The organism is Endozoicomonas sp. SESOKO3 (assembly GCF_024606255.1).
Map to the genome: position 1 here is coordinate 1 of NZ_JAHHPR010000063.1, position 8434 is coordinate 8434.

General features: G+C 50.7%; 7 protein-coding genes. 3 read left to right on the forward strand and 4 right to left on the reverse strand.

What is annotated here, in order from left to right; all coding sequences use genetic code 11:
- A partial coding sequence (locus KDK18_RS01045; protein ID WP_257252557.1) for a hypothetical protein occupies positions 1-1918 on the forward strand: 1918 nt, incomplete at its 5' end.
- Positions 1919-2060: 142 nt separating this feature from the next.
- Here the strand turns inward: KDK18_RS01045 and asd are convergent.
- From asd to leuC, 4 genes are read right to left on the reverse strand one after another with little or no spacing between them, the layout of a single operon-like run.
- Complete coding sequence (gene asd / locus KDK18_RS01050) at positions 2061-3182, reverse strand: aspartate-semialdehyde dehydrogenase (RefSeq protein ID WP_257252558.1); 1122 nt, start codon at positions 3180-3182, stop codon at positions 2061-2063.
- A gap of 17 nt (positions 3183-3199) precedes the next feature.
- The gene (gene leuB, locus KDK18_RS01055; RefSeq protein ID WP_257252559.1) at positions 3200-4279 is read right to left on the reverse strand and encodes a 3-isopropylmalate dehydrogenase; all 1080 of its coding nucleotides are present in this window, start codon (positions 4277-4279) and stop codon (positions 3200-3202) included.
- 47 nt (positions 4280-4326) lie between these two features.
- Positions 4327-4974 (reverse strand): 3-isopropylmalate dehydratase small subunit, encoded by a 648-nt coding sequence (leuD, locus tag KDK18_RS01060; RefSeq protein WP_257252560.1) that lies wholly within the window; start codon positions 4972-4974, stop codon positions 4327-4329.
- On the reverse strand, positions 4971-6410 hold the full coding sequence (leuC, locus tag KDK18_RS01065; RefSeq protein ID WP_257252565.1) for a 3-isopropylmalate dehydratase large subunit: 1440 nt from the start codon (positions 6408-6410) through the stop codon (positions 4971-4973). Before leuC ends, leuD begins: the two co-directional genes overlap by 4 nt.
- 135 nt (positions 6411-6545) lie before the next feature.
- Here leuC and KDK18_RS01070 point away from each other — a divergent pair, with 135 nt between their 5' ends.
- Entirely contained in the window at positions 6546-7418 is an 873-nt protein-coding gene (locus tag KDK18_RS01070) for a LysR family transcriptional regulator (RefSeq protein ID WP_257252562.1), read from the forward strand.
- Positions 7419-7483: 65 nt separating this feature from the next.
- Positions 7484-8434 (forward strand): MDR family oxidoreductase (locus tag KDK18_RS01075; protein WP_257252563.1); only part of this gene is annotated, 951 nt, incomplete at its 3' end.

The following is an 8434-nucleotide window of genomic DNA, read 5'->3' on the forward strand; positions in this document are numbered from 1 at the left end:
CGCGACGAATCTGCTGGTTGCTTATGAGCTTATTCTGACCACCAGAGATGCTTCTCTATACCCAAACCCTAATTCATACTTAACTGTAGAAGCAGTTACCACTGTCGTTTGGCTTTTAAAAAACTATTGGAACGCCTATTCACCACTGTTTAAGCCGATCAAGCAACAAGAAGCAAGTCAAAATCACCGGTTTGCTATCACCGCTATGATGCCAGGCTCTGAACAAGACCCACCTCATTATCAGCCATCAGAATCATCAGACCAGCATGCCCCACAAGCCAGTACTCACATCAGAGGCTATTTCACCAGTCTCCTGTTTTCTGACTCTGCTGACGGTAATGAAGATCCTGACTGGCAACTGCATACCGTGGGTTTAAATTGTTATATCTATCCCTGTAATGGTGTTTGTCAATTCCGACCATCTTCCGACTCATCCGACAGCATAGTGCCAGATTGTGAAAAAAGTTCTACATACGACACTGAAGAAACATCCGGAGAAAGTTCATGCTCCCACGTGGCTAATAGATACTGCTATCGTTGCAGCCCTGGAGACGGGATCGCCTCAGACAGGATCGCAGACTCAATGGGTGCAGGGGCAGCGGGTACCATTGACTCTGGCAGGCAAACAACCTGCAACGTGATCTTAGTCGGCGAGGATGGCCAACTGCGGCAATGCCAGAAAGTCTACAAGAATCAAAAATCACTTTCGTCTCACAAAATCAAATACCATACCGGGCAAAAAACCTGTGACGTAACAGTAGTCGGGGAAGATGGCCAACCACGGCCATGCGAAATGGTCTTCCAGAATGTTAACGCCCTCACTTATCACAAAAGAAATGTCCACACCGGGCAACAAACCTGTAACGTGACTATGGTTGAGAAGAATGGCCAGCGTCGACAATGCGGTAAGGTCTGCAATGGTGTTCAAGCCCTGTCGAATCACAAAAACTCATACCATAGCGGGCAACAAACCTGTCACCTGACAGTAGTTGGAAAGGATGGGCAGCCACGGCCATGCGGAATGGTCTTCCAGAGTACTAAAACCCTGTCGGGTCACAAAAGAAGATATCATACCGGGCAAAAAACCTGTGTCGTGATGGTGATCGGGAAGAATGGCCAACCGCAGACATGTGGCTCAATCTGCAAGAATGCTAAAGCCCTTTCAGCTCACAAAAACAGTTACCATAGCGGGCAACGGACCTGTGACGTAACCGTGATCGGGGAGGATGGCCAGCGTCGCCGATGCGGGGCGGACTGCAAAAGCTCTAAAGCCCTGACGGATCACAAAAGAACCTTCCACACTGGACAACAAACCTGTGACGTAACTGTAGTTGGGAAAGATGGCCAGAAGCGACTATGCGGATCAGTCTTCAGTAACGCTCAAACTCTTTCGGGTCACAAAAGCAGAGTGCACAGTGGGAAACGAACCTGTAAAGTGACCATGGCCGGAGAGATTGGCCAGCAGCAGCCATGCGGGAAGGTCTACAAGAGTTATCAGGCAATGATGGTACATATAAGAAAAGATCACACCGGGCAACAAACCTGTAAGGAAACTGTAATGGGGAAGGATGGGCAGCAGCGGCCGTGCGGGGCGGTGTGTAAGAGTGCTTCAAGCCTGTCGAGTCACAAAAGCTTATACCATAGCGGGCCAAAAACCTGCGAAGTAACACTAATCGGAGGGGATGGTCGGCCGTGGCCATGCGGAAAGCTATTCGATAATAGCAACGCCCTGTTGGTCCACAAAAGAAGAGACCATAGCGGACCACAAACCTGCGATACGACAGTGGTCGGAGAGGACGGTCTGCAGAGACCATGCGGGAATATTTGCAAGAATGCTTTTGACCTGACGAATCATAAAAGAATACATCGAAAACGCAAGCTTTTTGATGTACACCGGAACAGTGACCTCACTCAGTGAAATGACATCCTCTGGAGCGCGGGAACGAGTAAACGAGTTGTTTTGGAGCTATTGAGCAAACAGGCAGGACTTAATATCCAGCAAGAGAGATAGAAAAAGTTGGTCCAGCAGCCTGTCGGACTTAAGGCTGCCAGCCAAAAGATCAGAGCAAAATACCCAGCATTCGACGCAGAGGCTCGGCAGCCCCCCACAACAGCTGGTCTCCTACCGTAAAGGCAGACAGATATTCAGGCCCCATATTCAATTTGCGAACACGACCCACTGGAATATCCAGACTACCGGTCACTGCTGCGGGTGTCAGCTTCTCCATGGTCATCTCACGGTCATTGGGGATCAGCGAAACCCAGTCGTTGGCACTGGCAACAAGGCTTTCCACATCAGCCATTGGAACATTTTTGTTCAGTTTGATCGTCAACGCCTGACTATGACAACGCATGGCTCCAATGCGAACACAGACACCATCCACCGGCACCAGAGCCTGACCGTCCAGACCGAGAATCTTGTTGGTTTCTGCCTGAGCTTTCCACTCTTCCCGGCTCTGCCCGTTTTCCAGTTGACGATCAATGTAAGGAATCAGACTGCCTGCCAGAGGTACACCGAATTCATTCTGTGGCAAATCCGAGCTGCGCAGCAGATCAGAGGTCTTGCGGTCTATATCAAGAATGGCACTGACAGGATCAGCCAGTTCTTCAGCAACATTGTCACGAATCACACCCATCTGTGTGATCAGTTCACGCATATTACGGGCACCGGCGCCACTGGCAGCCTGGTAAGTCATGGCACTGACCCAGTCCACCAGACCTTCGCGAAACAGTCCGCCAATCGCCATCAGCATCAGACTGACGGTACAGTTACCACCGATAAAGTTCTTAACACCGGCGTCAATGGCCCGGTCGATAACCGGACGGTTGACTGGATCCAGAACAATAACACTGTCGTCCTTCATTCTCAGAGAAGAAGCAGCGTCAATCCAGTAACCCCGCCAACCACTGTCACGCAGGGGCTGAATGACTTGATTGGTGTAATCGCCACCCTGACAGGAAATAATGATATCCATCGCGGCCAGCGCATCAATCGAATGAGCGTCCTGAAGCGCTGCAACAGGCTTGCTGTGATCTTTACCCATAAGTGGACCGGGCTGACCGTGCTGGGATGTGGTAAAGAAGACCGGATCGATAATCGCAAAGTCGTTTTCTTCACGCATACGATCCATCAACACTGAGCCGACCATTCCCCGCCAGCCAACAAAACCGACTTTTTTCATAACTACCCCCTAAATGCTCAAGCCTTCAAACAAGCCACAACGGCGTCACCCATTTCATAGGTGCTTACCAGTGTGCAACCTTCTGAGGCAATATCTCCGGTACGCAGTCCTTGATCCAGAACATCACTGACTGCTTTTTCAATCGCATCAGCCGCTGCCATTTCCCCCAGAGAATAACGGAGCAGCATCGCCAAAGAAAGAATCTGGGCCAGTGGGTTCGCTTTACCCTGACCGGCAATGTCCGGGGCAGAACCGTGCACAGGCTCATACATACCCTGGTTGGCTTCGTTCAAAGAAGCCGACGGCAGCATGCCAATGGAACCGGTGAGCATGGCGGCACAGTCACTCAGAATGTCACCAAACATGTTGCCGGTGACCATCACATCAAACTGTTTGGGTTCACGCACCAGCTGCATTGCCGCATTATCAACATACATATGGCTCAGTTCCACGTCAGGGTAATCAGAAGCCATATCAGTCACTGTTTCACGCCAGAGGGCGGTCACTTCAAGCACGTTGGATTTATCAACCGATGTCAGTCGACCACCTCGCTTTTGTGCCGCTTCAAAAGCTACTTTGGCAATGCGCCTGATTTCAGATTCACGATATACGTAGGTGTTGTAACCTTCACGCTCACCGCTCTCGAGTGTTCGTACACCTCTTGGCTCACCAAAGTAGATACCGCCGGTCAGCTCACGGACGATCAAAATGTCCAGACCCGCCACCAATTCATGCTTGAGGCTGGATGCTTCAGCCAGCTGCGAGAACAACATTGCTGGCCGCAGATTAGCGAACAGTCCCAGTTCGGCACGCAACTTCAGCAGTCCACGCTCAGGGCGGTTCATCATAGGCTGGTCATCCCACCTGGGACCGCCCACAGAGCCAAACAGGATGGCATCAGACTTTTTCGCTTCGGCCAGAATCTCATCGGTCAGGGGAACACCATGAACATCCAGAGAAGCACCACCCACCAGACCTTTACTGATTTCAATAGTCAACCCAAAGCGGGCTTTAACGACATCCAGAACCTTCAGCGCTTCAGCGACAATCTCAGGACCAATACCGTCACCCGCCAGGCATAAAATCTGCTTGCTCACTTACCTTTACCTCTGATTAAAAATACTGTCTTGTAAACTGACCGGATTTAACGGATAGCATCAAACAACCAGGGCTGATTATTGCGATGACGTTCTTCAAAGGCTTTGATCTCATCAGCGTCCTGTAATGTCAAACCTATGTCGTCCAGACCATTGAGCAGGCAGTGACGTCTGAACTCATCGATCGAAAAGCCAAGCTCACTGCCATCTGGCTTGATCACTTTTTCACGTTCAAGGTCGACTTTCAGCTGATAGCCTTCCTGTGCTTCAATTTCACTGAACAACGCATCAACAGCGTCTTCCGAAAGAGTGATCGGCAAAATGCCGTTCTTGAAACAGTTATTGTAAAAAATATCGGCAAAGCTGGGCGCAATGACGCAGCGGAAACCAAAATCATCCAGAGCCCATGGCGCGTGTTCCCGACTGGAGCCACAACCAAAGTTTTGCCGGGCAATCAGTACGGATGCACCCTGATAACGATCCTGATTCAGAACAAAGTCTGGATTCACCGGACGTTTTGAACAGTCCTGGCCTGGCTGCCCTTCATCCAGGTAACGCAATTCATCAAACAGATTCGGACCAAAGCCACTGCGCTTGATGGATTTCAGAAACTGCTTGGGAATGATCATGTCGGTATCAACATTGGCACGATCAAGCGGCGCCACTAAACCGGTATGAATAGTAAATGCCTTCATAGTGTCTGAGCCCCCTGTCCCATCACTTCTTTATTAATGAAAAGTCGCACATCAACAAAATGGCCGGTTACTGCAGCCGCTGCCGCCATAGCCGGGCTGACCAGATGTGTTCGACCACCAAAACCCTGACGACCTTCAAAGTTACGATTAGAAGTGGAAGCACAATGTTCACCGGCTCCCAGCTTGTCAGCATTCATGGCCAGACACATGGAACAGCCTGGCTCACGCCATTGCAGACCAGCGGCTTCAAAGACTTTATCCAACCCTTCCTTCTCTGCCTGCTCTTTTACCAGACCCGAGCCCGGAACCACCAGTGCTTCCTTAACGGTGTCGGCTACCTTTCGGCCTTTTACGACAGCAGCCGCCTCTCTGAGGTCTTCAATACGTGAGTTGGTGCAGGAACCAATAAAGACACGATCAACAGGAATATCCGTGATCGGCATGCCTGCTGTCAGCCCCATATATTCCAGGGCTCTTTCATAACCTTCAGCATCCGTCGGGGAGGGTACGTTGGCATCTACAGGCAGAACCATTTCAGGAGAGGTGCCCCAGGTCACCTGAGGCTTGATGTCTTCACCTTGCAGAACGACCACTTCATCAAAAACAGCATCGGCATCAGAGTACAGGTCGGACCAGGCGTCTACTGCCTTGTTCCAGAAATCACCTTTGGGTGCAAAGGGACGACCTTTCACATAATCAACCGTGGTCTGATCAACCGCGACCATGCCCGCCCGGGCACCTGCTTCAATGGCCATATTGCAGACGGTCATTCGACCTTCCATGCTCATGGCACGCAGAACATCACCGCCAAATTCTATGGCAAAGCCCGTGCCACCGGCAGTTCCGATCTTACCGATAATGGCCAGAACCACGTCTTTAGGCGTAACCCCCAGACCCAGCTCGCCATCAACACGCACAAGCATGTTCTTCATTTTCTTGGCAACCAGACACTGGGTCGCCATGACGTGCTCGACTTCGGAGGTACCAATACCGTGGGCCAGAGCACCAAAAGCGCCATGGGTCGACGTATGGGAATCACCACAAACTACAGTCATACCCGGCAGGGTTGCGCCTTGCTCCGGGCCCACAACATGAACAATACCCTGACGGGTATCCATCATATCGAACTGAACAATATCGAAATCATTACAATTATCATCCAGTGTTTTGACCTGAATTTTGGAGACAGGATCTTCGATACCATCAATGCCGGTTTTGCGTTCATCAACGGTAGTCGGCACATTATGGTCAGGCGTTGCCAGATTGGCATCAATACGCCAGGGTTGGCGGCCAGCAAGGCGAAGACCTTCGAACGCCTGTGGAGAGGTGACTTCATGAAGTAGCTGACGATCAATGTAAATCAGAGACGAACCATCGTCCCGTTGACGAACAAGGTGGTTGTCCCACAGCTTGTCATAGAGCGTCTTACCTGCCATTAGCTGAATCCTCATTACCGCATTTTCGTTATACGGGTATCCTAGAACGAGAGAACAGATTACTCAAATTCATCTTTTTTATGCTATTAATAACTATAAGTTCTCAATTGTTAGCTCTTCACAAAAAACTGAACCATGGATATACCAAGCCTTACCGCATTTCTGACCGTTGCTGAGTGCAACTCGTTCTCTCTGGCGGCAGAAAAGCTGCATTTGACCCAGCCAGCTGTCAGCAAACGTATTGCTTCCCTGGAAAGCCAACTGGATACCCAGTTGTTTGATCGCATCGGTCGACAGATCAATTTGAACGAAGCTGGGCGCATCCTTTTGCCCAAAGCCCGGCAAATGCTGGCGTTGATGAAGGATTCCCGTCAGGAAATCAGCAACCTGAAGACTCAGGTAAAAGGCACTCTGGCTATGGCCACCAGCCACCACATAGGCCTGCGCAGGCTTCCAGGTATATTGAGGGAATACTCTCGTCGCTATCCGGAGGTCAGACTCGACATTCGTTTTGTGGATTCTGAAGTGGCTTACGAAATGCTGATTCGGGGTGACATTGAATTCGGTATCGTAACACTCTCTCCTGACAATCCGGATCGTTTTGAATCCCGACTGATCTGGAATGATCCGTTGATGTTCATGGCGGCCAAAGACCACCCCCTGTCGGGTCTAAAAAAAGTCAGCACTCAGCAATTAAGTGAACACCAGGCGATTCTGCCAAGCTCAAACACATTTACTCACCGACTGGTTCGTAAATTGTTCGAACAAGAAAGCTTGTCTCTGCAAACTGCCATGACGTCCAATTACCTTGAAACGATCCGGATGCTGGCCTCTATCGGACTGGCCTGGACCATTTTGCCCGCTTCAATGCTGGACGACGATCTTGTTGCACTGAAAACACAATGCCGTACGCCTTCACGAGAGCTGGGTTACATCACCCACAGAGAGCGGACCTTATCCAATGCGACCAATGCGTTTCTGAATCTTCTGAATCAGGAATCTGACTGACCATTGTTATTCGCAGAGTTACCCCTATAATTTCACCATCTTTCATTGAACCGATGGAGCGCCGTATGTTCAAGGCACTGTTGCTAGAGCAGGCAGGCAATGCCACTGTATCTTCTGTCCAGGAACTGAACGACAGTCGTCTACCCGAAGGGGAAGTGACGGTAGCGGTGGAATATTCCTCTCTCAACTACAAGGACGGCCTGGCCATCACCGGCAAGGGCAAGGTTATCCGCAATTTCCCCATGGTTCCGGGCATCGATTTTGCCGGCACAGTCATCGATTCCTCCAGTCCTGAATTTTCCGAAGGTGACAAGGTCATTCTCACCGGCTGGGGCGTGGGTGAAAACCACTGGGGCGGTATGGCTGAAAAAGCCAGGGTTAAAGCCTGTCAGCTAGTGAAAATGCCAGACGGACTCAACAGCCAAAAAGCCATGATAGTCGGCACAGCAGGTCTCACAGCTATGTTATGCGTGATGGCTCTGGAGCAGTCCGGTGTCACACCTGAAAAAGGCGAGATTCTGGTCACTGGCGCCAGTGGTGGCGTGGGCTCTACTTCTGTCGCCCTACTGGCAAGACTGGGTTACGACGTTGTCGCTGTATCAGGCCGTCCTGAAAACTCCGACATGCTGATCAACCTGGGGGCCAAACTAATCCTGCCAAGAAGCCGCTTTGAAGAGCCCGCCCGCCCACTGGATAAACAAATGTGGGCTGGTGCCGTCGATACGGTTGGCAGCAAACTGCTCGCCAAGGTTCTCTCGGAAATGAACTACGGTGGTGCTGTTGCAGCCTGTGGCCTGGCGGGGGGCTTTGACCTTCCAACCACAGTGATGCCATTCATCTTGAGAGGCGTAAATCTTCAGGGGGTTGACTCAGTAATGTGTCCAACAGAAAAACGTATTCAGGCTTGGGAACGACTGATGGAGCTGTTGCCCGAAAATTTCTACAACCTGGCCTGTCAGGAAGTCTCTCTGGAAGAAGTTGCTGAATACGCTGAAGCCATCACTGTGGGTCAGGTA